The organism is Massilia sp. MS-15 (genome assembly GCF_020176695.1).
Lineage (GTDB): Bacteria > Pseudomonadota > Gammaproteobacteria > Burkholderiales > Burkholderiaceae_D > Telluria > Telluria hydrophila.
In genome coordinates this window covers 49,693-75,864 of record NZ_JAIWIA010000024.1, presented here as the reverse complement: position 1 = coordinate 75,864, position 26,172 = coordinate 49,693, and the positions used below count along the sequence as shown (strand labels likewise).

The following is a 26,172-nucleotide window of genomic DNA, read 5'->3' as shown; positions in this document are numbered from 1 at the left end:
ATGTCCGGATGGCCATGCACGGGTCCAGAATACGGCGGCGTTCACATCGCTTCTGTTCGCGTCCGCACATTGCACAAATGTCAGTATCTGCGCGACTCCAACACGCTGGCGATGCTAATCTTTTGGCAACACGACTACGCCTGAGAGGCCGAGCCATGAACGAACATCAGAAAGAAGACGCTGTCGACCCGCCACCCACACAACGCCGGGTTGCCAAACGCGTCACCATGATCAGCGGAATCGCCATCCTCTTCATCGCCCTGGCCGCCGCGGTCGTGCTGGCCGCCGATGCATTGCTGCTGATCTTTGCCTGCATCCTGTGCGCGATCCTGTTCTACAAGCTGAGCGAGATCCTGGCACGCCGTTTCCATATGAAGCGCACGGTCGCACTCGTCATTGTCGTCGCCGCCCTGCTCGGCATCATCGGGATCGGCGGCTGGGCCATGGCGCCCGAGATCGCCGAGCAGTCCAGCAAGCTGGCGCAGGAAGTACCGGCCGCGGTCGAGCGGCTGAAGACGACGGTCGAGCAGCATCCGATCATGAAGCGGGTCGTGGCGGAGCTGCCGCCGCCGGAGCAGATCGTCAAGCAAATGGGGGAGATGGTGCCGAATGCGGGCCTGTTCTTCGGCGGCGTGATCGGCGCGCTGGGCAACATCGTCATCATCCTGTTCGTCGGCATGTATTTCGCCGCCAGTCCCCATACCTACACCGCCGGCGTGATTCGCCTGATTCCGAAAGCCAGGCGCAGCCGCGCCCGCGAAGTGCAGCAGGAGCTGGGGAACACGCTGGCAAGCTGGCTGCTGGGCAAGTCGGCGTCGATGCTGATCGTCGGCGCGGCAACCTCGATCGGCCTGAGCCTGCTGGGCGTGCCGCTTGCCCTGATCCTCGGCATCATCGCCGGCCTGCTCGACTTCATCCCCTACCTCGGCCCGATCATGGCGGGCGTGCCGGCGGTGCTGCTGGCGCTGTCGATCAGTCCCGACCTGGCGCTGTACACGGTACTGCTGTTCCTCGGCATCCAGTTGATCGAGGGCTACGCGCTGCAGCCTTTGATCGAAGCCAAGGCGGTCGACCTGCCGCCGGCCCTGGTGATCGTGATGCAGCTGGTCTTCGGTACCCTGTTCGGCTTCGCCGGCGTGGCCCTGGCGACACCGCTCGCGGCCACGCTCTCGGTGCTGGTCAGGATGCTGTACATCGAAGACATACTGGACGACCGACCGGCGCAGAAGCGAAGTCGCTAGGCCCTGAACAACACAAGGCCGCGCACTGCGCGGCCTTGTGCCTGACAGGCAGGAAGGCAGGACTAGCGGTTGCCCTTGACGATGTCTTTCGCGTCACCGACCTTTTCCTGCACCTTGCCTTCGGCCTGGTTGGACACGCCTTCGCGCTGGGCCTGGCGGTTGCCGACGGCTTCGCCGACCTTTTCCTGGATCTTGCCGCCGACATCCTTGGCCTTGCCTTTGATCTGGTCCTTGTTCATGGAGCACCCTCCTGGTTGGTGGATCGAAACCCCACCATAGGCTTCAAACCCCTCCCACTCTGTTCGCCAATTAACGCACAGGCTTGCGCCAGACGCTCGCGAGCCAGGGCTGCTGGTCGCGCGGCAAGCCGGCCGGGCGGTAGTAATGATGCAGTGGAGCAAAGCCAGCGCTGGTGAGGTAGCGTTCCCAGGCAGCGTAGTCGTGGTAGCTGCCATAGCGCGGGCCATTCCAGCCTTCGCGGTTGTCTCCACGCGGATTCGAGCTGAACAGCGCCCCGCCCGGTTTCAGCGTGCCGTACAGCCGTGCCAGCACGTCTGGCAAGGCGGCCGCCGGCACGTGGAACAGCGAGGCGTTGGCAAAAACGCCGTCGAAGCGGGCCGCCGGCAAGTCGAGCTCCAGGAAATCCTGGTGCCAGACTTCGCAGCCGCTGTACTGCCTCGCCATCTCGACGAAACGGCTGCTGCCGTCGACACCGATGGCCTGGTGGCCGCGCTCGGTGAACGCCTTGAGGTCGCGCCCGGGACCACAGCCGAGGTCGAGGATCGTGTACGGCGCAGCCGACTCGATCGCTTGCAGCAGCGCATCGATGTTCTGGCTGACGTCGTGGTCGATGGTGCCGGCGAAGAAGGCGTCGGCGGTCTGGTCGTAGTGGGCCAGGGTGCGGTGGGTGATGTCGTGCAGGTCCATGCCCGTATTATCGCCGAGACGGCGGCGCCGGGCAGCGCACACCGCACGACCTGCGCACCGGCGCAGGTCGTGCAGTGCGCCGGCTTACCAGACGCGCACGCGCTGCTCCGGCGCCAGGTACAGCTTCTGCCCCGGCTTGACGTCGAAGGCATCGTACCAGGCGTCCAGGTTACGCACGGTGTAAGTGCGGTACTGGCCCGGCGCGTGACCGTCGGTCAGCACGGTGCGGCGCAGCGAGGCTTCGCGCATCTTGGTGCGCCAGGCCTGGCCGTAGCCGGTGAAGAAGGCGCGGTCGCCCTCCCCCCCGCCCGCCTTGCCGCTCGGCGCCGCCTTGAAGGCGTCGTAGGCCGCGGCCAGGCCGGCCAGGTCGGACAGGTTCTCGCTCAGCGTCAGCTGGCCGTTGATGGCCAGGTCGTCGAAGGGCTTGTAGGCGTTGTACTGCTCCACCAGCTTGTGCGACGCGGTCTTGAAGTGGGCCAGGTCTTCCTTCGTCCACCAGTCGCGCAGGCGGCCCTGGGCGTCGAACTGGGCGCCCAGGTCGTCGAAGCTGTGGCTGATCTCGTGGCCGATCACCGAGCCGATCGCGCCGTAGTTGTGCGCGTCGGACGCCTTCGGATCATAGAACGGCGGCTGCAGGATCGCGGCCGGGAAGTTCAGCGCGTTCTGCAGCGGCAGGTTGACCGCGTTCACCAGCTGCGGCGGCATGGCCCAGTCGGTCTTCTTCGGTTTCTGCTTGAGCTTGGCGAGCTGCTGGGCATAGTAGAACGCCTGGGCGCGCATCACGTTGCCCAGCGCGTCGGTCGGCGAGACCTGCAGGCCGGCATAGGATTTCCATGCGTCCGGATAGCCCACGCCCACGTACATGGTGCGCACCTTTTCCCTGGCCTGGGCGCGGGTCGAAGGCGCCATCCAGTCCAGCTTGTCGATGCGGCGCTCGAAGGCCTGCTTGATGTTGGCGACCATCTTCTGGATCTGCGCCTTGTTCTCGGCCGGGAAGTACCTGGCCACGTACAGTTTGCCGACCGCTTCGTCCATCGCACCGTTGGTGGCGGCCAGCGCCCGCTTCCAGCGCGCCGACTGCTGCGGCGAGCCGGTCAGGCCCTTGCCGTAGAACTCGAAGCGCAGGTCGGCATAGGCTTTCGGCAGCGTGCTGGAGAACTGGTTCAGGCTGTGGAAGGCCAGGTAGTCCTTCCAGGTGGCCAGGTCGGTGGCAGCCACCTGCGCGGCCGCCCCCTTGAGCGCGCCCGGGTGGTAGGCGATGAAGCGGTCCTGGCGGTCCAGGCGCGCGCCCTGCAGGAAGGCGTTCCAGTCTATGCCGGGGGCCTTGGCCGCGAAGTCCTTCCTGGCCCAGACGTTGTTGGCCTTCAGGATGTCGCTCGACTCTTCGCGGCTGGCGTGGCTTTGCGCCAGTGCCGATTCCAGCGCGAAGATCTTCGCCGCGCGCGCGTCCACGTTGTCGTAGCCGGCCAGCTTCAGCATCGCGCCGATGTACTGCTGGTACTTGCCGCGCAGCTCGGCCATCTTCGGGCTGTCGTCGAGGTAGTAGGCGCGGTCCGGCAGGCCCAGGCCACCCTGCAGCAGATAAGGCAGGTTGCGTCCCGGTTCGCTCAGTCCCTGGTTGATCCACACGCCGAACAGGTTCGGCGTCTCGAAGTCGGTGGCGTTCAGCGGGTCGACGTCGGCGCGCAGGAATTCGCCCAGCACGCGCGCCAGGCTGCTACGGTCCTTGATCGCGGCGATTTTGTCCAGGCGCGGCTTGAGCGGGGACAGGCCGGCCGCTTCGATCGCCGCCTCGTTCATGTAGGCGCTGTAGAAATCGGCCACCTTGCGCGCTTCGGCGCTGGCCGACTTGCTGGCGGCCGCTTCCTCGATCAGCTTGACGATGCGGCCGTTGTTGTCCTCGGCCAGCGCGCCCATCGCGCCCCAGGAGCCGCGGTCGGCCGGGATCTCGGTGCCGGCCATCCACTCGCCGTTGACGTAGGCATAGAAGTCGTCGCCCGGCAGCGCCGCTGCCGGTTTGGCGGCCGCCGGCCTGGCCGCAGCGGCCTGCCCCGCGGCCTGGACCGGGGAGACGGCGGCCGCGCCGCACAGGGCGAGGGTGATGGCGATCTTGATCGGAGTCCAACTGGTATTCATGGTGTCCCTTCTGTTGTCAGTGGTTCTGTGTCCTGTGTTTCCCGCCCGCTCACTGGAGGGCGGCGCGCACCTGGGGCAGCAGGCGCGCCTTCTGGTCGGCGCGGATGCGTACGCCATTGCCGACGCGTTCTCCTTCGAGCGCACCGTCGGCGCCGAAGTGCGTGCGCATATAGGCTTCCATCATCCCGGCATGGGCCGGATCGGCCGACGCGCCGACGATGCCGGCGAACAGGCTGTGGCGTCCCAGCGCTTCCATGTTCGCCAGGAGCGCTTCGCGGTTGGCGGTGGCGAAGCGCCAGGTCTGGTCCAGGTGTTCGCTGGCCACGCCGCCCAGCAGGTAGGGCAGCAGGTCGGGCGGGGTCTGGGGCGAGAGCAGCGACTGCAGCGTGCGCGCGGCCAGTTGCGGATCCTGGGCGCTGGCAAGGGCACGGCTGAAGCGGTTGCGTTCCTCGCTGGTGGGCGCGCCCGCGGCGCGCGCGGCAAGCGCCTCGTAGGTGGCGGCGTTGGCATAGCGGCCGGCGGTGCTGGTGACGAAATCGATCAGGCTCGGCGGCACCGAGGACGGGTCCTGCAGGTAACGCGCGAAGCGGGAGCGTCCCTGCGCGATCGCCTCCGGGTCGCCGGCGCGCGCCAGCGCGGTGGCCAGCATGGCGCGCAGCTGGCTGTCGTCGGCGGTCTCGCCCGGCTTCTCGTCCCAGCCGAGGCGCTCGAGCTTCGGGCGCGCGAAACCGACCAGGAAGCGCCGGATCAATGCCTGTTCCGGCTCGCCCCGGGCCAGCCCGTCGAGGGTGCGCAGGTTGGCCAGGATCGCGTCCCACACGGCCACGCGCGGCTCGTCGCCGTACTTGCGCACCAGGTCGAGGTAGGCGCCCAGTTCCATGCGTCCGTTGGACGCGAAGCTCCAGGTGTCGGACAGCAGCTTCAGGCGGGTACTGTCCGGCAGGCGCGGCGCCTGTTCGGCCAGGGCACGGAAGCTGGCCGGATCGTACTGCACGCGGAAGTAGCCGACGCTGTGCGGATCGACCACCAGCGCGCCCTCGCAGCTGCCCTGGGTCAGCGTGCCGGTGGGGCCGGACAGCAGCGTCGTCCAGGCCTTGCCGTTGACGGTACCCACCTGCAGCGGTACGTTCCACAGGCGCTGCTGCTGCGCCGGCTCGTCCAGGCGGTACTGTTCCTGCGCCAGCGTGACCTTGCGCCTGCCGTTCTCGCACACGGCTTCGACCTTCACCAGCGGGAAGCCGGGCTGCAGGGTCCAGTCGGATGCCAGCTTCTCGACCGGCTTGCCGGACGCCTTTTCGAGTGCCGCCCACAGGTCGGCGGAGGTGGTGTTCGAATACTGGTGCTTCGCCATGTAGGCGCGCATGCCCTTGCGGAATGCATCCTCGCCCAGGTAGGCCTCGAGCATGCGCAGGAAGGCCTGGCCCTTCAGGTAGGTGATCGCATCGAACGCGGCGGCGGCCTGCTCCTCGGTCTCGATCGGGGTCTGGATCGGGTGGGTGGTCTTGCGCGCGTCCAGGTTCATCACGTATTCGCGCTCGGCCATGGCGTCCAGGTAGGGGCGCCATTCCGGGTGGAAGTGGTTGGTGGCCTTGGCCGCCATCCAGGAGGCGAAGCCTTCGTTCAGCCACAGGTTGTCCCACCAGGCCATGGTGACCAGGTTGCCGAACCACTGGTGCGCCACTTCATGGGCATTGATATTGAAGGTCTGCTTCTTGACCCGCTCCGGGCTTTTCTTCGGGTCGTACAGCAGGGTGGGCTCGTTGTAGACCACCGCGCCCCAGTTTTCCATGGCGCCGTTGAAACCGCCCGGGATCGCGATCTGGTCCAGCTTTGGCAGCGGATAGGGAACGCCGAAGTAATGGTTGTAGTAGCGCAGCAGGTCGCGGGTAGCGGCCAGCGGGAAGGTGGCCGAGCCCAGCTTGCCCTCGGTGGTGACGATGCCGATGTCGACGCCGTCCTGGCGGCTTGCCAGGCGCTCCAGCTCGCCCGCCACCAGCACCACCAGGTAGCTCGGCATCTTCGGCGTGTTGCCGAACGTGACGCGCTGCATGCCGCCGGCAAGCTCCTCGCGCTTCTCGATCGGGGTGGTGGAATAGGCCTTGAAATGGCCCGGCAGGTCGACGCTCAGGCGGAAGCGCGCGCGGAAGGCGGGCTCGTCCCAGGTGGGCAGCATGCGGCGCGCGTCGGTGGGCGCCATGGTGGTTGCGATCAGTTTCTTGTCGGCGCCGCCCGCCTTGTAGTTGACATAGAACAGACCGCGCCCCTCGCGGTTGATCTGGCCGCGGAAGGCCAGCGCCAGCTCATACTTGCCCGGCGCCAGCGGCCGTGCCAGGGCGAAGCGCAGGGTCTGCTGTTGCTGGTCGAGGATGGGGACAAGGTTCAGCTTGCCGATGTCCCTGCCGGCCAGGCTGGCCGCGTCGATCTGCAGATTGTCGGCATTCAGCATGATGGTCGAGGTCGGCTTCAGGACCTCGATCTCGACCGTCTGGGTGCCGCGGAAACTGTTGCCGGAGACATCGGGAACGACATGGGCGGTGTACTGCAGCGGCACCACGTCCTTGGGCAGCTTGCCCGGCGTGGCCGCAAACGAAAACGGTGCTTCGGCATGGGCGGCAGGCGCGCCCGCGGCGAATGCGAGCGCAGTGGCGGCGGCCAGGGCCAGGGCGACAGGCATGTCTCTCATAACAATCTCTCTCTCATCTATTTTTATTGGCGGATCCCGCGCGCCACGGCGCAAAGACCCAGCGGGCACTGTAGAAAAGCCGGATGGCGGCTGCGCCCGGAATGCGACAGACTGCAAAAATCAGGGCCAGACTGCCAAATCCGGGGAATGGCGGAGCATTCTGCAGCATGCATGGCGGGTTGAACATGCAATTTTGGCAAGATCAACAGGGCAAGAAAGAAATTTGAAATATTTTTTGAAAACACCCTAAAGTTCCTGAAAGCCCATCCGTAAAAGCCTTTAGATGCCCGGCAATCCGGCCAGGCAGGCAGAATGGTGCAGACATGACCGCGAACGACGTCCTCTCGATGTACGAAAACCTGGCAGGCCTGAGCGGCCAGATGAAGGGCGCCGCCGAGGCGGGCGACTGGCGTGGTTTCGACAAGCTCAACGCACAGGCAAGCGTAGCGGCGGGCGCGGCGCTCGGCGGCGTGCCGGCGCTGGATGGCGCCAAGCGCCTGCGCAAGATCGACCTGCTCAAGCAGCTGATGGCCAACGACCGCGCGATCCGCGACGTGACCGAACCGTGGATGGGCCAGCTGGACCGTGCCATGTGCGCGCACTGAGCGAACGGACCAGGCGCCGCTGCGGCGCGCCCCCTCCCCTGCAAAGGCGCCCATGGCGCCTTTTTTGTTTGGTAGCGTCGACCGGTGCCAAAAAGCAAAAAGCGCCCGCAGGCGCTTTCTTGCTGATGCACGGGCCAGTGGCCCCTGCACGGAATCGGGGAGAGCGAGCACCAGGTATCTCCTGGCGTCGCCTCGTGCCGGTTGCATCCGGCGTTCGCTGCCGCAGTTGGCAGGCGAACCGCTTCCGGACACAGGCGTTTCCTCAACGTCCGCCCGCTTTCCGCGCCACGCTATCGGTGGTGGCTGCGCCAGGCCTCTGTGCCGTTCATGATCTCGCGACCATGAAATGAGTATAACGTAAAAATCAGACTTGTGTAGACGACTCGTGCGCACCCTGCTCCAGGGTCGGCTCGACCGCGGCCGGCGGCGCGGACTTGCGGTCGAGTCGGGCGCGCAGGCGCGCCCCCAGGCCGACACGGGGTTCGGCGGCGCGCGCCCCGGCCTTGCGGCGGCGCACGATGAAGACCAGGCCGCCCAGCAGCGCCAGCACGGCGGCACCGGCGCCGGCCAGCGGCAGCCAGGTGGTTTCCGCCGGCGGCGGTTCCGGCTGCTTGCGCTTTTTCCGGGGTGCGCGCGGCGTCTCGGACGTTGCGGCGCCCGCGGCCACCTGCAACAGCTTGACCTTGTCTTCCAGCTGGACCAGCTGTTCGCGCAAGAGGGTATTCTTGGCGCCCAGCACGACGCAGCTGTCGACCGGCTGCTGCACCTGTGCGGCACAGGCTCCCGCCGCGGGTGCCGGCGCGGGCGCGGTCACGCGCTCGGACGCCAGCAGCGGCGTGTCCGATGGCGGCCGGGATGCGGGCGCCACGCGCCGCGCTGCGGGCGGTACAGACGGTGCAGGCTGTGTGGCCAGATCGGTCGGCCGGGGCCGCTGCCGGGCCACGGCTGGCGCGGGCTTCGGAGCCGGCATGGGAGGCGCCAGGGCCGGGACCGGATCCTGCGCCGCCACCGGGGGCGCGGCTGGCCGCACGGGCTGCACAGGCGGCGCCGGATGCGGGTCGGGCGCCAGCGACAGCGTTGCCAGGCGCACGGTGCGCTGCGCGCCGTCGGCCAGTTCCAGGAACAGGTGCAGCCGCTCCAGCTCCACCGGCGCGAACGAGGTGATGTGCAGGAACTGGCGGCCGTCGCGCCGCATCACCGACATCCGCAGCGTCGACAGCACCGGCGGCATGCCGAGGCCGGCGCCGCGGTAGACCTCCGGGTGCGCCAGGCGCACCTGCACCGGCATGGCCGGGTCTTCCAGCAGGGTGAGTTCGATGTCGGCCACCAGCGGCTGGCCGAGGAAGGACGCGAGCCGCGGCTCGCCGAGCTCGGCCGCATGGGCGGCAGCGATCGGCAGCGCGCACGCCAGGGAAAGCATCGATAACAGGGTAAGCCGGCGCGCCATAGGGAAGTGGAAAATGAAGCCTGAACGTCATTAACGGACAATCGGCTAAACTCTTTAGCCACGCGCTACACCATCCCGCCCATTCGACAGGACACGCCATGGAAAACAGGATTGAAAAAGACAGTTTCGGCCCGATCGAGGTGCCGGCAGCCCGGCTGTGGGGCGCCCAGACCCAGCGTTCGCTGCACCACTTCCACATCTCGACCGAGCGCATGGCGCCGGAACTGGTGGCCGCGCTGGCCCAGGTCAAGCGCGCCGCGGCGGCCGTCAACCGCTCGCTCGGCAAGCTGCCTGGAGACAAGGCCGCGGCCATCATCCGCGCCGCCGACGAGGTGCTCGAAGGCCACCACCCCGAGGAATTCCCGCTCGCCGTGTGGCAGACCGGCTCCGGCACGCAAAGCAACATGAACATGAACGAGGTGCTGGCCAATCGCGGTTCCGAGCTCTTGAAAGGCGAGCGCGGCGAGCAGCGCCTGCTGCATCCAAACGACCACGTCAACATGGGGCAATCGTCGAACGACATCTTCCCCACCGCGATGCACGTGGCGGCCGCCTGCGCCGTGGCCCAGGACCTGCTGCCGGCCCTGGGCCAGCTGCGCGCGACGCTGCTGCGCAAGTCGCGTGATTTCGAATCGATCGTCAAGATCGGCCGCACCCACCTGCAGGACGCCACCCCGCTGACCCTGGGCCAGGAATTCTCGGGCTACGTGGCGCAGCTGGAGTTCGCGGAAAGCGCGCTCCGCGCCACCCTGCCCGGCCTGCTGGCCCTGGCCGCCGGCGGCACTGCCGTCGGCACCGGCCTGAACGCGCACCCGGATTTCGCCCCGCGCATCGCCGCCGAGCTGGCCTCGCGCACCGGCCTGTCGTTCAAGAGCGCGCCGAACAAGTTCATGGCCCTGGCCGGGCACGACGCCATGGTGGCCGCCCACGGCGCCATGAAGACCCTGGCCACCGCCCTCATGAAGATCGCCAACGACGTGCGCTGGATGGCCTCGGGGCCGCGCTCGGGCCTGGGCGAGATCACGATCCCGGAGAACGAGCCGGGCAGCTCGATCATGCCGGGCAAGGTCAACCCGACCCAGTGCGAGGCGCTGACGATGCTGTGCTGCCAGGTATTCGGCAACGATGTTGCAATCACGGTCGGCGGCTCGCAGGGCAACTTCGAGCTGAACGTGTTCAAGCCCATGATCGCGCATAACTTCCTGCAAAGCGCGCGCCTGCTGGCGGACGGTATGCGCTCCTTCGACCGGCACTGCGCCCAGGGCATCGAGCCGAACCATGCGCGCATTGCCGAGCTGATGGAGAAATCGCTGATGCTGGTAACCGCACTGGCCCCGCACATCGGGTATGATCGCGCCGCGCAGATCGCCAAGACGGCGTCGCACGAAGGCCTGACCCTGCGCCAGGCCGCGCTGCAGTCGGGCTTCGTCACCGAGCAGCAGTTCGACGGGTGGATCGTTCCGATCGACATGACCCGGCCAGATTCCGTTGATTAATTTCCTGAGAAAAAATATGCAAACAATCGTGTTCGATTTGACCGCCGAGTTCGTCGAGCTCAACCAGCTGCTGAAGCTGGTGGGCCTGGTGGACAGCGGTGGCGCCGGCAAGAACATGGTCGCCAGCGGCGCCGTGTCGGTCGATGGCCGGCAGGAGCTGCGCAAGACCGCCAAGATCCGCAGCGGCCAGACCGTGAGCGTGGGCGAACTGCGGGTGCGGGTGCAATAAATCACCCTGGGCCGGGCAATGGAACAGGGATCGCGGGCTTATGTTTGCGTCTTAACAAACAGAACAAGGATTCCTTGTTTATATTTTAAGTTCTCGCGTATCGACTTACCTCAACCGGCCAAAGGTGAAGCATGGAAACCCCGAACCGCGCCCATTCCCAGGACCAGCTCATCGGTGACTTGCGTCTCGTCATCGAGAACGCGGAAGAGCTGCTGAAGAACACCGACCACTACACCAGCGACCTGTACCAGAACGCGCGCGCCAAGCTGGCGCTGGCGCTGGAAGCGGCCAACGAAGAACTGGCCCGCTTCGAGGATGCCCAGCTCGAACGCATGATGGCCGCCACCCGCGCCGCCAACGAGCGTTACTGCGACCGCACCGGCGAACAGCGCATCCTGCGCGCCTTCCACTAGTTCTGCGCCGCGATCGCGGCCACCAGGCCGCGCCCGAACCAGCCTGCCAGCATGGCGCCGAGCGCGGACGCCGATGCCGACGCCGCATCCAGCGCTGCGCCGAAGCTGGCGCCGCGTACCAGCTGGCCCAGGGCGGCCGCCTCGGCCACATCCAGCTCCTCCACTTCCACCTGCCAGCCACGCCGCAGCACCAGTACCGTGCAGGGACGGTCCACGCGCGCCGGCAGCCCCGGGCCGCCGGGCTGGTGCGCATGCCACAGCGCCGCGGTCGCCCACGGGCTGTCCAGCAGCGCCGCCGAAGGATGCAGGGTGATCCGGGCACCATCCAGTGCGCTAGGTGCCATGCCGGCCAGCGCATCCAGCCCGAGCGGCGGGCTGTCCGGCGCCAGGTGGGCACGGTGCACCGCCCATTCGAGGCGCGCCACGTCCGGCAGGTAGGGATAGGGGGCGGCGGCCTCCACACCGGCCAGGAAAGCGGGAAAGTCCGCGCCGAAGGCGCCCAGGTCGGGATCCTGCGAAGGATGGGCCCTGCCGTAGGCGCGCGCCAGGCCAGCCATGGCCTGCGCGCCGACCAGCTGTTGCAGCACCGGATAGGCCGCGGCCAGCGCCCGCTCCCAGCCGGCCACCAGGTTGCCGCGGTACAGGGGCAGGCGCGCCAGGCCGCCCTGTTTCAGCAGGGGCGCCAGCGCCGCGTCCTGGTCCGCATCGAGCAGGGCCGCGCCGAAGCGCTGTTGCATGTCTTCCTGTGCTGCCCCCGCTCCTGGCGCCAGCGCAGCGCGCGATAGGGGCGCTGGCAGCTGCGCGGGGGCAGGCGGAGGATAGTCGCGGGCAATCGCATCGGCCGCCCGCGCCTCGGCCACCAGCACCTCGAGCGCGGGCAGCTCCGCATCCCACTCGACCAGGGCCGGCACCCGTCCGAAGCGCGCCAGCGCGGCGCGGTACAGCGCCCAGACCGGCGCCGCCACCGCCGCGCCGTGGTGGTCCACCACGCCGAGCGGGGTCTCCAGGTGGCCGGCCAGGTGGATCTCGCCCACGCTGCCGGGCGCCAGCGCGGCGATGGCCGCCAGCGCGTCTTCGCCGTGGTTGCACTGGTTGACGTACAGGTTGTTCACGTCGAGCAGGATGCCGCAGCCGGTGCGCCGCGCCAGCTCCGCCAGGAAGGCGGTCTCGCCCATGCTGTCGCCGCGCCAGCGCACGTAGGCCGACACGTTTTCCAGCAGCAGGCGCCGGCCCAGGCGCGACTGGACGCGGTCGACGCGCTCGCACAGCAGTGCCAGGGTGGCTTCGTCCAGCGCCAGCGGCAACAGGTCGTTGAGCTGGCGTCCGGCCAGCGCGCCCCAGCTCAGGTGTTCGGAGACGAGCAGCGGATCGAGGGCCGCGGCGAGCGCCGCGACGCGTTCCAGGTGGGCCTCGGAAAACCCCTGCACCGACCCCAAGCCGAGCCCGACCCCGTGCAGGCTGAGCGGATAGTCGCGGCGCAGTGTTTCCAGCACGTGCCAGTCCCACCCGGCCCGGGCCAGGTAGTTTTCGCTATGGACTTCGATGAAGCCGACCGCGGGGCGGCTGGCGAGGAAGGCGCGGTAGTGCGGCGCGCGCAGCCCGATGCCGGCGCGCGGGACGGCCTGGGGAGCGGACATCGACGTGCGCGTGCGGCGCTGTTTGCCTGACCTGGCCTGCGTAGCTTATTTGCGCACGGCGGGCCTGGACGCCTCCACCGCAGCCTCGGCCTTGCCCTGGGCCGCCGCGTCGCGGGGTGCGCGCCCGGCCTCCAGCGAACCGCCCAGTTTGGTGCAGCTACCCTTGGCCACGAACTTCCATTCGTTCGGGTCCTGGTCGACGCGGGCGGCGCCGGCGCAGCCGTGGGTGGCGGTGCCGCAGTCGTTCTGCCCGGCCTTGGCTACGCCATAGCAGGCTTCCTGGTCGGCCTTCGGCACGCCCATCGCATCCTGGGCGGCGGCGTGGGCACAGGCGCTGGCGAGGGCGGCGGCGATCAGGGCGTGGCGGTGGGTCATGCGGGTACTCCTGGCAGGTGAAAAGCGCCAGTATTTATCAGGCCGGAGAAAGATGCAAGACGAAGGCTCAGGCGGTCGTGTCGATCTTGTTGCCCAGGTGCGCGGGCAGGCGCGCCGGCTGCGCCGCCGGCAGGGCCTCGAGCAGCTGGGTGGCGGTGGCTTCCTGGATCTGCTGGGCCTTCTTCATGACGGCCAGGCTCAGCTCCTGGCGCTGGCCGGTCTCGGCGATGCTGGTGGACAGCTTGGCGATGCTCGACACATCCATGTCACTCTCCCATTAAGGCGTATCCACCGTTTACGGCGGCGCCGGCAGGAACTTTAGGCTTGCCGCGCTTCTTTTTGCATCCAGGCCCGCAGCCAGCCCAGCACGGCCTGGCGGTCGTTCAGGTCCAGCCAGGCGGGACCGCCCTGCTCCACCGGCGCGGGCGCGTCGGAGGCCACGGCGACGATGTCCGGGTCGTCCGGATACAGGGCCGGGCGGCCCAGGCCGGGGCGGAACACTTCCAGCTTGGGCATGCGCTCCCACTTGTATCCCTCGACCAGGGTCAGCTCGGCCGGCGCCAGCCGCGCCAGGTGCTGGGCCAGCGGCGGCTCCGGGGCGCCGCGCAGCTCGCGCAGGATGGCGACGCGGTAGGGCGAGGCGAGCAGCACCTCGGCCGCTCCCGCCATGCGCAGGCGCGCGCTGTCCTTGCGGGGCGGCTCCAGTTCGACATCGTGGTGGCTGTGCTTGACGACATTCACGCGCAGGCCCTCGCGCGCCAGGGCGGCCACCAGGAATTCCAGCAGCGAGGTCTTGCCGCAGCCGGACCAGCCGACCACGCCCAGCAGCCGGCGCGGCGCCTCAGTAGCCGACACGGTAGCGGTAGCCGCGGTAGTTCAGGATCGCCGCCTTCGGCAGCAGGCGCTCCAGCACCAGGCCCGGGGCGACCTCCTCGCCTTCGCGGCGCAGCATCTTGTCGACCAGCAGCAGGCGCTCGGCCGGGTTCGGCGAGTAGATGTAGCCGCCGAAGGTGACTTTCGGGATCTCGCGCTGCACGGCCTCCGGCAGCGACTGCAGGGGACCGGCGCTGTCCTCGGCCACCGCCGCGGGCACAGGCGGGGGCGCCGGGGCCGGGGCCGGTACCGCGGCGGCCGGCTCGGACGGCGCGGCTTGCGCCAGGCGCGCCGGCGCCTCCTGCGGCGTGGCGGGCGTGCGTACCGGCACCGGCGCCGGCGCCGGCCGGGCTGGCGCGATGGCCGCTGTGGACGCCGGCGGCACCGGCACCGCCGCCGGCGTGGCGGGCGCCGGTTCCGCCACGCGAGCCGGGGTGGCGGCGACGCTGGCCGGCGCGGACGGTGCAACAGCCGTGCCAGCGGAGGCAGGCACAGGCGCAGCAACGGGCGCCGGTACGGGAACGGCCGCAGGCGCGGGTGCGGCGGCGAGCGGCACCGCCGTGGCGGCCGGCGCCGGCAGCGCATTACCCTGCCCCGGCGCCGGCGCCGGCCGGGCTGGCGCGCCGGCCGCTGTGGACGCCGGCGGCACCGGCACCGCCGCCGGCGCGGGTCCGGCGGCGAGCGGCCCCGCCCGGGCGGCCGGCGCCGGCAGCCCAGCCCCCGGCCCCGCCGCCGGCGCCGGCTGGCGCCGCAGGAAAGCCGCCCCCAGCGCCCCGAAGGCGGCGCCGGGGCCGGCGGGGGCCAGCCGCGGGACATGGCGCCCGCGCTCCGGCGGGGCCGCCGGCGCGGGCGCCGGCGCGTGGATGGTCGGGATATCGCCGAGCTGGCGCTCGGCCTGGGCCTTCTTGAGGGCGTCGAGGATATACGACATGGCTTAGTTTCCGGTCGCGGCCCGGGCCAGCAGGCGGGGCTCGGGCACGCCCGACAGCTGGTTCAGGCGCATGTAGGTGCGCGGACCGGCCACGCCGTCCGCCTTCAGGTCCTGCGCGCCCTGGAAGCGCCGCAGCCGTTCACGGGTGACGCCGTCCAGCGCTGCCGCGGGCCGCGGCGCGGGCGCGCCCTCCAGCTGCGCCAGGCGCGCCGCCAGCCAGTCGGCATCCGGGCCGCGGTCGCCTTCGGCCAGCTCGTCGCGAAACGCGCGCGGCATGCGCCAGAAGGTGGTGAACTCGCCGCCGAAGCGGGCCACGAAGTCGGCCAGGCCGATGCGCTCCCGGCGTCCGCCGGCGCTCAGGGTGACGCCCTGCCCGTCCAGCGCGGACAGCACGGCGTAGCCCGTGCGCGGGCCCTCATGCAGGGTCACCACGGCCGGGCGGTCGAGCAGGCGCAGCTCGTACAGGCCGCCGCGGCCCTGGTGGCAGCGCAGGTCCTGGCGCAGCGCGGCCGCGCACGGGTCCTCGCCGTCCAGGGACTGGCCCCACAGGGCGGCCAGGCTGCGCAGGGCGCCGGCCTGGTCGGCCTGCAGCGGCGGCACGCTGGCCGGCGCCGCGCCTCGTACGGCATTCGCTGCCGGAGCCGGAGCCTGGGGCGGCGCGCCGGCAGCCGGGGCCGCAGCCCGCTTGACCGGCGCCGCTTCGCGTCCCGGCATGACCTGCCAGGCGGCCGCGCTGAGCGCCGCCAGCGCCAGCAGCGCGCCCGCCGCCAGCGGCAGGCGGCGCGGGCGGGCGGCGGGGGCCTCCGTCGCGAACACCTCGGCCGCGGCCTTGTTCAGGATCCGGCGCGTGACCTGCGGGCTGTTCTCGACATAGGCGCCCAGCAGCGCGCGGTCGCACAGCAGGTTGATACGGCGCGGTACCCCCTGGGTCCAGGCATGGATCGCGGGCGTAAGCGCGGGCGGGAACGGCCTGCCGCTGCTGCCGGCCACCGCCAGCCGGTGCGCGACGTAGGCGCCGGTCTCCGCTTCCGACAGCGGCCCCAGGTGGTAGCGCGCGATCACGCGCTGGGCCAGCTGCTCCAGTTCCGGGCGCGCCAGCATGCTGCGCAGCTCGGGCTGGCCGATCAGGATGATCTGCAGCAGCTTGCGCTCGCTGGTCTCGAGGTTGGTCAAGAGGCGCAGCTGTTCGAGCACCTCGGCCGACAGGTTCTGCGCCTCGTCGATCACCAGCACATTGTTCAGGCCCCGGGCATGGGCTTCCAGCAGGTGGACGTTGATGGCGTCCACGTAGGCCTTGATACCGGCGCCGGACGTGGCTTGCGGCACGGGAATATGCAGCTCGTCGCACACGCTCTGCAGCAGTTCGCCCACGCTCAGGCGCGGGTTGAAGATATACGCCAGCCGGCAGTTCGCGGGAACCTGCTCGATGAAGCAGCGGCATACCGTGGTCTTGCCGGCGCCGATCTCGCCGGTGAGCAGGACGAAGCCGCCGCCGCTGCCGATCCCGTACAGCAGGTGCGCCAGCGCCTCGCGATGGCGCTCGCTCATGAACAGGTAGCGCGGATCGGGAGCGATCGAGAACGGTGCGCCCTTCAGGTCGAAGTAATGGTTGTACATGCGTGGGCAGGGTTGCGCTGGCTAGCGGGACTGCGACTTGAACTTCGCGCAATATATCTTGCTTTTGTCATTCACGTAAGCAATCGTGCTGCCAGGGCTGGACACGCGCACGGGAAAGGGCGAGGCGTCGCGCGGCCGGAAGGCGGTGCCGGAAGCGGCGCGGATGCTTTCCTGCAGCTCGTCCGGGGTGCTGCCGGTGGCGGCGGCGATGAACACCAGCGCGCTGCTGTCGTCGCTGACCATGACTTCCGCCACCCGCGCACCCCACAGCGTGGCCTCGACCCGGAACCAGTAGGCGCCGCCCTCGCGCTTGTAGGCGGGGCCGAAGGCGGCGGTGAGGTAGTCGTGGAAATAGCGGTTGTCGAGGTGGCTGCGGCACAGCAGGGCATCGCCGATCACCTGGTTGAAGGTCGAGGGCATGGCGCGCGCCGGCACGACTGCGCACAGCGCGAGGCACACGGCGGCCAGCCAAAGACGGCGCACGGCGGCCTAGAGCCTGGACAGCCAGTCGCGGTTGGCCGCGATCTGGGCCTTGACCGAGGACGGCAGGGCTTCATAGCAGCCGGGATGCTGTTTCAGCGCGTGTTCGCGCACTTCCTTCTGCATGCCATTGACGATGAAGACATACACAGCAGCCCCATCCTTGTTACGGGTGCCCATATAGCGAATCACGGTAGCTCTCCTTCCATGACCCGTATTATGACATCCCGCGGCGCGCCGGGCCACGCGCCCGCCCGGCAGGAGCCTGCAACCCGGCGCTGGCGGACGCGATCTCCACGGCAAAACGCGGCGCCTCAGGCGGGTGGGCTGCTGCGCAGCGCTTCCCAGGCCGCGCTGTTGCGGTCCAGCCACATCCGGACCAGGCCCCGGTTGTCGTGGCGCCAGGGGTGGAAGCGCGGCGAACAGTACTGCAGCACCGGCCCCGCCATGTGCCAGGCCAGGCCGCGCCGGCCGAACCACATGCGCGCGGCGCTGGTCCAGGTGCCGGGCCGCCACAGGGCGCCGTCGCGCCGCAGGTTGTGCGCGGTCTGCAGGAAGATGTCGAACCAGAACACCAGGCTGGCGTGCAGGAACCACAGCACGCGACGCAGGTGGCCGCCACCGGCGGCGCGGTAGGCGTCGAAGGCCACCGCCTTGTGCTCGAGCTCCTCCACCGCGTGCCATTCCCACAGGCGGCGCAGGGCCGGCTCGGCGCCTTCGAGCCACTCGGGGTGGCGCAGCACGCCGTCGGCCAGCATCGCCGTGTAGTGTTCCAGGGCGCAGGTGATCGCCACCCGGTCGCGCACGCCGAGCGCGGCGATGCGGCGCACGCGGCGCACGATGCGCCCTTCGATCGCGAAGCGCAGGCCCTGCCGCTCGAGTTCGGCGTTGTACTGGACATGCATGTGGCGGTGGGTCGCTTCCTGGCCGATGAAATCCTTGACCTCGGCGCGCAGCGCCGGATCGAGCCGCTCCTGCGGCAGCGCGCGCAGGCTGTCGATGAACATCTGTTCGCCGATCGGGAAGGTCATCGACAGCGCATTGAAGAACTGGGTGCGGTAGGCGTCGCCGCCCAGCCAGCGGCGGCCGAAGCCGCCCGACAGGTCGACGTCGAGCTTGCGGACGGTAAGCGAAGACATGGCGGCTCCCGGGATCGAGCGAGCAATATAGCACCGGCGCCGGCGGCGCATGCGCCCCTTTCCGGCTTGGTTGACTGACGGCAATATTCAGCGCAGCGCAGGCCGGCCGGTCCATGCTGCCTCGTCTCATCCCTGTAAATGACAATTCATTCCCCGTTTTTGCGCTTCCGTCGGTTTACCTGCGACGTCGGCGATGACCTGTCTTATCTTGCAGTCTCCCGACGCCCTGATCAACGACAACGACATGCCTACCGTCCTCAAGCCTACCCTGCTCGCCGCCGCCATTGCCATCGCCGCCGGCGCCTTCGCCCAAGCCAGCCATGCCGAAGCGCCTTCCACGCCGGTCGCGCAGCAGCGCACGCTGGCCGCCTTCAGCGCCATCGAACTGTCCGGCCCTTACCAGGTGGTGGTGCAGGCCCAGGGGAGCCAGGCGGTCTCGCTGTCGGGCGAGGCCAGGCAGCTCGGCGAGGTCGAGACCTTCGTGCGGGGCGACACCCTGGTGGTGCGCCCGGTACAGCGCACCGGCTTTCATTTCAGCTGGAACAAGCGGCGCGACAAGGTCACGATCCACATCACCGCGGGCAGCCTGAAGAGCCTGAAGATGTCGGGCAGCGGCGACGTCGCGCTGACCCGGCTGGCCGGCGAGCGCGTCGCGCTCAGCGTGGACGGCCCCGGCGATTTGCAGGCGGAAGGCGCGGTGCGCGAGCTGGCACTGCGCTCCAGCGGCAGCGGCGATGCCGACCTGCAGCGCCTGAAGGCGGCCAACGTGGAACTGCACATGTCCGGACCGGGCGACGTGCGCCTGGCCGGCGTCGGCAACGAACTCAAGGCCACGCTCAGCGGTTCCGGCGACCTGACGGCCGACGACATGCGCCTGGCGCGCCTGCAGGCCCGCATGAGCGGCCCGGGCGGCATGAAGCTGTCCGGCAGCGCGCGCGAACTGCGTGCGGCGATCAGCGGTTCCGGCGACCTGGACGCCTGTTCACTGGCAGTGGAAACAGCCTCCACCGTGCAGAACGGCCCGGGCAGCGCCTGCGTCAACGGCGCCATCACGAAGTTCGATGCCGAAGTACGCGGCTCCGGCGACCTGCGCGCCAGCGGCCTGCAGGCCGGCAGCGCGGTCGTGCGCCTGGGCGGCCCGGGCAGCGCCACGCTGGAAGGCAGTATCGGCGAACTCAGCGCCGACATCAGCGGTTCCGGCGACCTGGAAGCCGGCGCCCTGAAGGTCCAGCGCGCCATGCTCAAGACGCGCGGCCCGGGCGGCGTCGCACTGGCCGACGTGTCCGACACCCTGGACGCCGAGCTGCACGGCTCGGGCGGCCTGGATGCGCGCATCGACGGCAAGCGCCTGCTGCTCAGGATGACGGGACCGGGCGCCGCCCGCGTCGAGGGCCATGTCGCACTGGTCAAGGCGCGCCTGAGCGGCTCCGGCGGCCTCGACGGCCGCGGCCTGACGGCGGGACAGGCCGACATCGCCGTCACCGGCCCGGGCAAGGCACAGGTGCAGGTCACCGGCCAGGAGGAGCCGCGCAAGGCTGCCCGGCGCGAGGGCCAGGCCGCGCTGCTGGTGGTGGACCACCGCGGCAGCCGCCACTCGGTGCAGTAATATCCCGGGCGCCGCCGCCTGGCGGCGCCCTTCCCGGCAGGCCTACTCTCCGTTTTCACGCCTCTGCAATACCAGTTCCAATACCAATAAATATAACTGCAAAATCAATGGTTTATGCAAATAAACCATGCCGCCTGCAGGATCCTTGCAAAGAATGTTTGCATACCAGTTAAATACCTGTTGACAGCATCGGCCCGCCTGCCTATAGTGCGCTGACCTTCCCGGCTGAACACTTCAACATGAGCGACTATCTCATCGGCGTCGATGGCGGCGGCACCGGCACCCGCGTACGCCTGGCGCGCGCCGACGGCAGCGCACTGGCGCAGGCCAGCGGCGGCCCGTCCGCCCTGGCGCGCGGCATCGACAACGCCTGGACCACCATCAACGGCGTCGTTGCCGACGCCTTCGCCGCCATCGGCATGGCCGAGGTGCCGCTGCGCGACTGCGCCATCGGCCTCGGCCTGGCCGGCGTGCACAACAGGGAATGGGCGGCCGCCTTCGTCGCCGCCGATCCCGGCTACGCCGCCCTCGCCCTCGACACCGACGGTTTCACCACCCTGATGGGCGCCCACGGCGGACGGCCCGGCGCGATCGTCGCGATCGGCACCGGCAGCGTGGGCGAAGCGATGCTGCCCGATGGCGGCAAGGTCGAAGTCGGCGGCTGGGGCTTTCCGGCCGGCGACGAGGCCAGCGGCGCCTGGATGGGCCTGCGCGCCCTGAACCACATCGAACACGTGCTCGACGGCCGCGCCGAAGGCGGCGATTTCGCGCGCGAGCTCATCGCCTTTTGCGGCGGTTCGCGCGACGCGGTCCAGGTCTGGTTAGGACGCGCCAACCAGACCGCCTACGCCGGCCTGGCGCGCTTCGTGGTGGCCCACGGCGGGACGGACCCGGTGGCGCGCGCCATCCTCGAACATGCGGGCCGCGAAGTGGCCGCCATCGCCGCCGCGCTCGACCCCGGCGGCACGCTGCCGCTGGCCCTGTGCGGCGGCCTGGGCGAGGTCCTGCGCGCCTGGCTGCCCGCCGACACCCTGGCGCGCTGCGTGCCGCCCGAGGGCGACTCGGCCGCCGGCGCGCTGCGCATGATCCGCCAACGCCTGCAAGGAGCGACACAATGAAGGGCAACATTCTCACCCCGGACGGCTGGATCCACGGCATGCTGCGCCACGGCGCCGTCATCGAGGCGGTCGAGGGCCATGAAGTGGACCCGGCCGCCAACCAGGACGACTACATCCTGCCCGGCTTCATCGACGTGCACGTGCACGGCGGCGCCGGGCGCGACATGATGGAAGGCGGCGACGCCCCGCACGTGGTCGCCGCGCTGCACGCCAGGCACGGCACCACCGCGCTGCTGGCCACCACCATGACCGCCCCGGTGGACGACATCGAACGCGCCCTGGGCGCGATCGGCGCCGCCTGCCGCGCGCGCGGCCCGGGCGAAGCGCGCATCCTCGGCGTGCACCTGGAAGGCCCGTACATCAATGCGGGCAAGCTGGGCGCCCAGCCGCCGTATGCGCGCGAAGCCACGCTCGACGAGGTGATGCGCTTCCACGCGATGGCGCCGCTGCGCCTGATCACGGTGGCGCCCGAGATCGACGGCCACCTCGACCTGGTGCGCGCCATCGCCGACGCCGGCATCCGGGTCCAGATCGGCCATACCAATGGTTCCTACGAGGATGGCGTGCAGGCGCTGGCGCGCGGCGCCGGCGGTTTCACCCACCTGTTCAATGCGATGCCCGGCCTGCACCACCGCGCGCCCGGCATGGTGGGCGCGGCGCTGGCCCATGCCGAATACGCCGAGATCATTCCCGACCTGCTGCACGTGCACCCGGGGGCGATCAGGACCGCGCTGCGCTGCATCCCGAAGCTGTTCTGCGTCACCGATTCCACCGCGGCCGCCGGCATGCCGGACGGCGAGTACATGCTGGGCCGCCAGACCGTCCACAAATGCATGGGCGGTGTGCGCCTGCAGGACGGCACCCTGGCCGGCAGCACGCTCACCATGGATGGCGCGCTGCGCAACCTCGTGAGCATCGGCCTGCCGCTGGCCGAGGCCAGCCGGCGCGTGTCCACCCATGCCGCCGACTACCTCGGCGAAACCCGGCGCGGGCGCCTGGCACCGGGCTGCCATGCCGACTTCGTGGTGCTCGACCGCGAACTGAACATCAAGTCTGTCCATATCGAAGGAGAACCGCAGTGAGCGTCCCGCATTCGCTGATGTACCAGGAAGCCCTGTCGGCCGGCGACTGCGTCGCCCGGCAGCTGGCCCAGGATACCGAACGCTATGCGCAGCTCGGCGCGGCACTGCGCGCGGCCAGCTTCCACAGCGCGGTGACGGTGGCGCGCGGCAGCTCCGACCATGCCTCGAGCTACCTGGCCTACCTGATCATGGCGCGCATGGGCCGCCTGGTGACCTCGCTGCCGATGTCCCTGGTCACGCTGTACAAGTCGCCCCTGGTCACGCGCGACACGCTGGCGATAGCGATCTCGCAGTCCGGCCAGAGCCCGGACGTGGTCGAGCCGATCCAGTACTTCCGCGCCGGCGGCGCCACCACTGTGGCGCTGGTGAACGACGCCGCCTCGCCGCTGGCGCGCGCCGCCGAATGGACCATGCCACTGCACGCCGGCCAGGAGAAAAGCGTGGCCGCCACCAAGAGCTTCATCGCCAGCCTGGTGGCCGGCGCGCGCCTGGTCGCGCACTGGCAGGACGACCGCCAACTGCAGGACGGCATCGCGGCCCTGCCCGATACGCTGCGCGCCGCCAGCACGCTCGACTGGTCGCCGGCGATCGAGGCGCTGGCCCCGGCCCGCAACATCATGGTGGTCGGACGCGGCATCAGCTTCCCGGTGGCGCTGGAAGCGGCCCTGAAATTCAAGGAAACCTCGGCCCTGCAGGCCGAAGCCTTCAGCGGCGCCGAGATCAAGCACGGCCCGATGGCGCTGATCGAGGACGGCTATCCGCTGCTGATCTTCGCCACCCGCGGCCCGGCCCAGGCCGGCCTGGTGGCGCTGGCCGAGGAGATGCGCGGGCGCGGCGCGCGCGTGCTGCTGGCCGCCCCCGAAGACGTCGCCAGCCGCGACCTCACGCTGCCGGTGGCCGCCCTGCCCGAACTCGACCCGATCGCCGCGATCCAGGCCTTCTACATGATGGCGGCGCGCCTGTCCGAAGCGCGCGGACTGGACCCCGACCAGCCGCGCCACCTGAGCAAAGTCACGAAGACCAACTGAGACCAAGCGAGACGAAGCGACATGGCAGAGCAGCACGACGACTACCTCGCCCTCGCCGGGCAACTGATCATGGTGCGCCTGTTCGGCACCGAACTCGATGCCGATACCGAGGCCTTCATTCGCCAGTACCGGGTGCGCGGCGCCTGCCTGTTCCGCCAGAACATGACGGATGCGGCCCAGCTGGTCCGCTTCACCGGCGCCCTGCGCGCGGCAATGGGTCCGGAAGCGCTGCTGGCCCTCGACCAGGAAGGCGGCGCCGTGGTGCGCGCCACCTGGGTGCCGGCGCCGCCGAGCGCGATGGCGCTGGGCGCGGCCGGCGACCCGCTTTTTGCGCGCGAGGTCGGCGCGGCGGTGGCGCGGGCCGTGCGCGCGCTCGGCTTCAACTGGAACTTCGCGCCGGTGCTGGACCTGAACAACAACCCGCACAACCCGGTGATCGCCGAGCGCTCCTTCGGCGCCGATCCCGCTGCCGCGACCCGCATCGCGATGGCCTGGATGGAGGGCAGCGAAAGCGAGGGCGTGGCCTGCTGCGTCAAGCACTTCCCCGGCCACGGCGACACCCACGTCGATTCGCACCGCGACCTGCCCACCGTCGACAAGCCGCTGGCGGAACTGGAGCGCTTCGAGTTCGCCCCCTTCCGCATCGCCGCGCCGAAGGCCAGCGCGGTGATGACCGCGCACATCGTGTATCCCGCGCTCGACCCGGCGCATCCGGCCACGATGTCGCGCGCGATCCTGACGGGCATCCTGCGCCAGCGCTTCGGCTATGGAGGCGTGATCATCACCGACGGCATGGACATGCACGCGATCGCGCACCGCTACGGCGCCGGCGAAGCGGCAGTGAACGCGCTGGCGGCGGGCGCCGACATGGTGATGGCGATCGGCTCGCGCGAAAGCCAGCGCGACACCGTGCACGCGATCGCCGCCGCCATCCGCACCGGTGTGCTGCCGCTGGCGGAAGTGCATGCGCGCCTGGCGCGCCTGTCCCGCCTGGCGCAGGCGCATCCGGCCGGCCCTGCGCCCTACACGCGCGACGCCGAGGACCGCGCCCTGATGGCGCGCGCCTGGCAGGCGGGCCTCACCGCGCTCGGCCAGCCGCGTCCACCCGCGCCCGGCAGCGCGGTGCGCCTGGTGGCGCGCGCCGACGTGGTCAGCGACGGCGTGTCCGAGGCCGGGGTGCCGGCCGCCGCCCTGGCCGCCCTGCTCGGCCGCCTGTACGAGGTCGAGCTGGTCACCTTTGCCGACGCCGAGCGCTTCGACTGGAACGCGCTGGCGCAGGACGGCCGCTTCACGATCCTGGCCTCGACCTCGCGCCGGCGCTACGGTCCCCATGCGCGCGCGACATGGCGCCCGGACCTGCACCTGGCCTTGTGGAACCCGTACCAGGCGCTCGACTTCGCCGCCCCGGCCCTGATGAGCTACGGCTTCGCGCCGCCGGCCCTGGAAGCGGTGCTGGCCTGGCTGGCCGGCGAAGGCGGGGCGCCGGGACGCTGCCCGGTACCGGGCTTCGATGCTGCCTCGGCGAAACTCGGTAACGCTATGTAACCGTGCGCGCACCGCGGCCCGGGCTGCGGCACAATTGCCGGGCCTGAAAAAGGCAGTTTTATGGGACAATGCACACTTTGCCGGGATAGCATTCTCACTATATTTCCGAGTATGCATGTCCTGAGTGCACTCCCCTTATTTTCGACTCCATTGAAGGATTATTCATGGCCCAATTCCGTCTTGCCCGCCTCTGCCTGATGCTCGCCGCGATCGGCGTATCCGCCCCGGCACTGGTTTCCAGCGCCCACGCACAGCAGAAGAGCGATGCGCCGGCTGCCGCCGCGCCGGCAGCGGCGAAGGACACCGTCCGTCCCGAAATGTTCAAGCTGCTCGATCCGGCCGCCCTCAAGCCCCTGATGGATGCCAAGAACTACAGCGAAGTGCAGAACCGCATCACCCAGGCCGAGGCGATCCAGAACCGCACGCCCTACGAAGACTACGTGATCAACCGCATGAAGCTGTCGTGGGCCCTGGCCACCGAGAACAGTGCGACCGCCATTGCGACCATGGAAGCGATCCTGGCCTCGGGCCGCCTCGAGAAGGGCGACCAGCTGAATTACTTCCAGGCCCTGGGTGACGCCAACTACAACGCCAAGAACTATGCCAAGGCGGTCGAGTGGTACACCCGCTTCCAGAACGAAGGCGGCGACCCGAACAAGGTGCGTAGCGCACTGTCGCGTGCCCAGGTCAGCAGCGGCAACTTCGCCGGCGCCAAGACCTTGTTGATGACCAACATCAACGCGGCCAAGCAGGCCGGCCAGAAGCCGTCCGAGAACGACCTGCGCCTGCTGGGCCAGGAAGCGAACAAGGCCAAGGACAGCGACACCTACCTGTTCGCCCTCGAGAACCTGGTCCAGTACTATCCGACCGACGACTTCTGGATGGACCTGCTGAGCCGCGGCGTGACCCGCAAGCCGGGTTTCGACGAGCCGACCTACGGCGCCGACATGCTGCGCCTGGAAATGGCCGCGGTGAAGGAAATGCCGCCTGAGCACTATTCCTACCTGGCCGAGATCGCGATGCGCGACGGCTTCCCGGCCGAGGCCAAGCAGGTGCTGGACGCGGGCTTCAATGCCGGCGTGCTGGGCAAGGGCAGCGACGCCAAGGCCCTGAGCGCCCTGCGCGCCAAGGCCACCAAGCAGGCCGCCGACGACGTCAAGACCATCGCCGCGGGCGAAGCCAACGCGGCCAAGGCCAAGACCGGCGCCGGCCTGGTCAACCTGGGCTGGGCCTATGCCACCATGGGCCAGGCCGACAAGGGCGTCGGCTTCATCCAGCAGGGTATCGCCAAGGGCGGCCTGAAGGCCCCGGACGAAGCCAAGCTGCGCCTCGGCATGGCACAGGTTCGCGCCGGCAAGAAGGCCGAAGCGATCCAGACCTTCCAGGGCATCAACGGCAAGGGCGGCGCGGCCGACCTGGCCAAGTACTGGGTCCTGCTGCTGCAGCAGGGTGGCGGCGCCGTCGCTGCCCAGTAAGAGCGCGGCATTGCCACGCCAGCCGGGCCCGCGGGCCCGGTTTTTTTTCGTCCGCGGCAGCCGTGCGGCGTCCGGCGATTGTCCTGACT

The 26,172-nt window shown here is 69.7% G+C and carries 25 protein-coding genes; 11 read left to right on the top strand and 14 right to left on the bottom strand.

Going from position 1 to position 26,172, the window contains the following annotated elements:
• Positions 1 to 227 precede the first annotated feature (227 nt).
• Complete coding sequence (locus LCI23_RS10435; protein ID WP_224946395.1) at positions 228 to 1,241, top strand: AI-2E family transporter; 1,014 nt, start codon at positions 228 to 230, stop codon at positions 1,239 to 1,241.
• Positions 1,242 to 1,303: 62 nt separating this feature from the next.
• On the opposite strand, the gene LCI23_RS10430 is transcribed toward LCI23_RS10435, so the two are convergent.
• The 4 genes from LCI23_RS10430 to LCI23_RS10415 all read right to left on the bottom strand — a co-directional run bounded on the left by LCI23_RS10430 (position 1,304) and on the right by LCI23_RS10415 (position 6,978).
• Positions 1,304 to 1,480 carry a CsbD family protein gene (locus tag LCI23_RS10430; protein WP_224946394.1) on the bottom strand — a complete coding sequence of 59 codons (177 nt, stop codon included), beginning with the start codon at positions 1,478 to 1,480 and terminating at the stop codon, positions 1,304 to 1,306.
• Between the two features lie 70 nt (positions 1,481 to 1,550).
• Positions 1,551 to 2,168: a class I SAM-dependent methyltransferase gene (locus LCI23_RS10425; protein WP_224946393.1), complete on the bottom strand. Its 618-nt coding sequence runs from the start codon at positions 2,166 to 2,168 to the stop codon at positions 1,551 to 1,553.
• Positions 2,169 to 2,252: 84 nt separating this feature from the next.
• Positions 2,253 to 4,304, bottom strand: a complete 2,052-nt coding sequence (locus LCI23_RS10420; protein ID WP_224946392.1) for a M13 family metallopeptidase — start codon at positions 4,302 to 4,304, stop codon at positions 2,253 to 2,255.
• 49 nt (positions 4,305 to 4,353) lie between these two features.
• The gene (locus tag LCI23_RS10415) at positions 4,354 to 6,978 is read right to left on the bottom strand and encodes a M1 family metallopeptidase (protein ID WP_224946391.1); all 2,625 of its coding nucleotides are present in this window, start codon (positions 6,976 to 6,978) and stop codon (positions 4,354 to 4,356) included.
• 332 nt (positions 6,979 to 7,310) lie between these two features.
• Here LCI23_RS10415 and LCI23_RS10410 point away from each other — a divergent pair, with 332 nt between their 5' ends.
• Positions 7,311 to 7,592, top strand: coding sequence for a flagellar protein FliT (locus LCI23_RS10410; RefSeq protein ID WP_224946390.1), 282 nt, complete (start codon positions 7,311 to 7,313; stop codon positions 7,590 to 7,592).
• Positions 7,593 to 7,956: 364 nt separating this feature from the next.
• Here LCI23_RS10410 and LCI23_RS10405 read toward each other — a convergent pair whose 3' ends face one another.
• The gene (locus LCI23_RS10405) at positions 7,957 to 9,012 is read right to left on the bottom strand and encodes a FimV family protein (protein WP_224946389.1); all 1,056 of its coding nucleotides are present in this window, start codon (positions 9,010 to 9,012) and stop codon (positions 7,957 to 7,959) included.
• Between the two features lie 125 nt (positions 9,013 to 9,137).
• Here LCI23_RS10405 and fumC point away from each other — a divergent pair, with 125 nt between their 5' ends.
• From fumC to LCI23_RS10390, 3 genes are all read left to right on the top strand, one after another.
• Entirely contained in the window at positions 9,138 to 10,535 is a 1,398-nt protein-coding gene (fumC, locus tag LCI23_RS10400; protein WP_224946388.1) for a class II fumarate hydratase, read from the top strand.
• Positions 10,536 to 10,551: 16 nt separating this feature from the next.
• Positions 10,552 to 10,764, top strand: a complete 213-nt coding sequence (locus LCI23_RS10395) for an RNA-binding S4 domain-containing protein (RefSeq protein WP_224946387.1) — start codon at positions 10,552 to 10,554, stop codon at positions 10,762 to 10,764.
• A gap of 131 nt (positions 10,765 to 10,895) precedes the next feature.
• Complete coding sequence (locus LCI23_RS10390) at positions 10,896 to 11,177, top strand: DUF883 family protein (protein WP_224946386.1); 282 nt, start codon at positions 10,896 to 10,898, stop codon at positions 11,175 to 11,177.
• On the opposite strand, the gene LCI23_RS10385 is transcribed toward LCI23_RS10390, so the two are convergent.
• From LCI23_RS10385 to LCI23_RS10345, 9 genes are all read right to left on the bottom strand, one after another.
• A complete protein-coding gene (locus tag LCI23_RS10385; protein WP_224946385.1) occupies positions 11,174 to 12,814 on the bottom strand; it encodes a DUF692 family multinuclear iron-containing protein in 1,641 nt (546 codons plus the stop codon). The two genes, LCI23_RS10390 and LCI23_RS10385, sit on opposite strands and share 4 nt — an antisense overlap.
• A 45-nt stretch (positions 12,815 to 12,859) precedes the next feature.
• Positions 12,860 to 13,189, bottom strand: a complete 330-nt coding sequence (locus LCI23_RS10380; protein WP_224946384.1) for a DUF2282 domain-containing protein — start codon at positions 13,187 to 13,189, stop codon at positions 12,860 to 12,862.
• Positions 13,190 to 13,256: 67 nt separating this feature from the next.
• Positions 13,257 to 13,454, bottom strand: a complete 198-nt coding sequence (locus LCI23_RS10375; protein WP_224946383.1) for a YjfB family protein — start codon at positions 13,452 to 13,454, stop codon at positions 13,257 to 13,259.
• 53 nt (positions 13,455 to 13,507) lie between these two features.
• Positions 13,508 to 14,044 carry a molybdopterin-guanine dinucleotide biosynthesis protein B gene (mobB, locus tag LCI23_RS10370; RefSeq protein ID WP_224946382.1) on the bottom strand — a complete coding sequence of 179 codons (537 nt, stop codon included), beginning with the start codon at positions 14,042 to 14,044 and terminating at the stop codon, positions 13,508 to 13,510.
• Entirely contained in the window at positions 14,031 to 14,993 is a 963-nt protein-coding gene (locus LCI23_RS20590) for a general secretion pathway protein GspB (RefSeq protein WP_268824715.1), read from the bottom strand. The genes mobB and LCI23_RS20590 overlap by 14 nt, the downstream gene beginning before the upstream one ends.
• A 3-nt stretch (positions 14,994 to 14,996) precedes the next feature.
• Positions 14,997 to 16,610, bottom strand: coding sequence for an ExeA family protein (locus tag LCI23_RS10360; protein WP_224946381.1), 1,614 nt, complete (start codon positions 16,608 to 16,610; stop codon positions 14,997 to 14,999).
• A 21-nt stretch (positions 16,611 to 16,631) separates the two neighbouring features.
• On the bottom strand, positions 16,632 to 17,093 hold the full coding sequence (locus LCI23_RS10355) for a hypothetical protein (protein ID WP_224946380.1): 462 nt from the start codon (positions 17,091 to 17,093) through the stop codon (positions 16,632 to 16,634).
• A gap of 6 nt (positions 17,094 to 17,099) precedes the next feature.
• Positions 17,100 to 17,282, bottom strand: a complete 183-nt coding sequence (locus tag LCI23_RS10350; protein ID WP_224946379.1) for a hypothetical protein — start codon at positions 17,280 to 17,282, stop codon at positions 17,100 to 17,102.
• Positions 17,283 to 17,404: 122 nt separating this feature from the next.
• A complete protein-coding gene (locus tag LCI23_RS10345) occupies positions 17,405 to 18,229 on the bottom strand; it encodes a metal-dependent hydrolase (protein WP_224946378.1) in 825 nt (274 codons plus the stop codon).
• A 244-nt stretch (positions 18,230 to 18,473) separates the two neighbouring features.
• Here LCI23_RS10345 and LCI23_RS10340 point away from each other — a divergent pair, with 244 nt between their 5' ends.
• The 6 genes from LCI23_RS10340 to LCI23_RS10315 all read left to right on the top strand — a co-directional run bounded on the left by LCI23_RS10340 (position 18,474) and on the right by LCI23_RS10315 (position 26,083).
• Complete coding sequence (locus tag LCI23_RS10340; protein ID WP_224946377.1) at positions 18,474 to 19,835, top strand: GIN domain-containing protein; 1,362 nt, start codon at positions 18,474 to 18,476, stop codon at positions 19,833 to 19,835.
• A 239-nt stretch (positions 19,836 to 20,074) separates the two neighbouring features.
• Positions 20,075 to 20,953 (top strand): BadF/BadG/BcrA/BcrD ATPase family protein, encoded by an 879-nt coding sequence (locus LCI23_RS10335; RefSeq protein WP_224946376.1) that lies wholly within the window; start codon positions 20,075 to 20,077, stop codon positions 20,951 to 20,953.
• Complete coding sequence (gene nagA / locus LCI23_RS10330) at positions 20,950 to 22,035, top strand: N-acetylglucosamine-6-phosphate deacetylase (RefSeq protein WP_224946375.1); 1,086 nt, start codon at positions 20,950 to 20,952, stop codon at positions 22,033 to 22,035. The genes LCI23_RS10335 and nagA overlap by 4 nt, the downstream gene beginning before the upstream one ends.
• A gap of 17 nt (positions 22,036 to 22,052) precedes the next feature.
• Positions 22,053 to 23,063, top strand: a complete 1,011-nt coding sequence (locus tag LCI23_RS10325) for an SIS domain-containing protein (protein ID WP_224946482.1) — start codon at positions 22,053 to 22,055, stop codon at positions 23,061 to 23,063.
• Between the two features lie 21 nt (positions 23,064 to 23,084).
• A complete protein-coding gene (nagZ, locus tag LCI23_RS10320; RefSeq protein WP_224946374.1) occupies positions 23,085 to 24,608 on the top strand; it encodes a beta-N-acetylhexosaminidase in 1,524 nt (507 codons plus the stop codon).
• A gap of 164 nt (positions 24,609 to 24,772) precedes the next feature.
• Positions 24,773 to 26,083 (top strand): hypothetical protein, encoded by a 1,311-nt coding sequence (locus LCI23_RS10315; protein ID WP_224946373.1) that lies wholly within the window; start codon positions 24,773 to 24,775, stop codon positions 26,081 to 26,083.
• Positions 26,084 to 26,172 lie beyond the last annotated feature (89 nt).